Origin of the sequence: Bartonella sp. AP57NXGY, from assembly GCF_042195805.1 — a bacterium.
Lineage (GTDB): Bacteria > Pseudomonadota > Alphaproteobacteria > Rhizobiales > Rhizobiaceae > Bartonella.
The window spans coordinates 1-1,009 of sequence record NZ_JBHIOZ010000380.1; the positions used below are offsets into that span (position 1 = coordinate 1).

Annotated in this window: 1 protein-coding gene and 1 pseudogene; both read left to right on the top strand. The window is 41.4% G+C overall.

Features of this window, described 5'->3' with window-relative positions:
* Positions 1–112: pseudogene (locus ACFIL8_RS10995) on the top strand (6-phosphogluconolactonase); the annotation flags it as partial.
* 55 nt (positions 113–167) lie between these two features.
* The coding region (locus ACFIL8_RS11000) for a dihydroxy-acid dehydratase (protein ID WP_375689817.1) at positions 168–1,009 on the top strand (842 nt) is incomplete at its 3' end.

Sequence of the window (1,009 nt, forward strand, 5' to 3'; positions counted from 1 at the left end):
AGAAATGCCTATTCGGGCAATTTTGCGTAATTCCCCTCATCTCGTTCAGGTTTATTGGTCGCCTGCAGAAAATGAAATAAGTGAATCAAAATATGTGACACAAAGTGAATAAAACGTAATCTCTCTCAATGAATGAGGGGAAGAAACAATGAAAGGGGGAGAGAAATATGGCACTTTCCAAGACAATTGCCACAGTTACACGAAGAATTTATGAACGTTCTCGATCAACACGAGAAATTTACTTAGATCGTATTGCGAAAGCACAAGTTCATCGCCCCAAACGGAGTTTTTTAGGATGTGCCAATCAGGCTCATGGGTTTGCTGCTTGTGGTGCAATAGATAAAGAGCGTTTGAAGGGAAATATCGTTGGGAATATTGGCATTATCACGGCATATAACGATATACTTTCAGCACATCAACCTTTTGAAAAATTTCCTCACTTAATTAAAGAGTCGGCCCGTATGGTTGGTGGTGTTGCACAGGTTGCAGGTGGTGTTCCCGCGATGTGCGATGGTGTTACGCAGGGAAATGCGGGGATGGAGCTTTCCCTTTTTTCGCGTGAAGTAATTGCAATGGCAACAGCTATAAGCTTATCACACGATGTCTTTGATGCAGCATTGTATCTTGGGGTGTGTGATAAAATTGTGCCAGGTTTATTGATTGGTGCCCTAACATTTGGTCATTTACCAGGAATTTTTATAGCTGCTGGTCCTATGACAAGTGGTCAAGGTAATGATGAAAAAGCGAAGATACGTCAACTTTACGCGGAAAATAAAATAGATCGTCAAACACTTCTAGCATCAGAAGCACGTTCTTATCATGGACCAGGAACATGTACATTTTATGGAACAGCTAACTCTAATCAGGTGATACTGGAGATGATGGGGCTTCATATGCCGGGAGCTTCTTTTATTAATGCGAATACACCGTTGCGTGATGCTTTAACAAAAGAAGCCACGAAACGTGTACTTGAAATGACAGATCTTGGTGATCATTATAGTCCACTTGG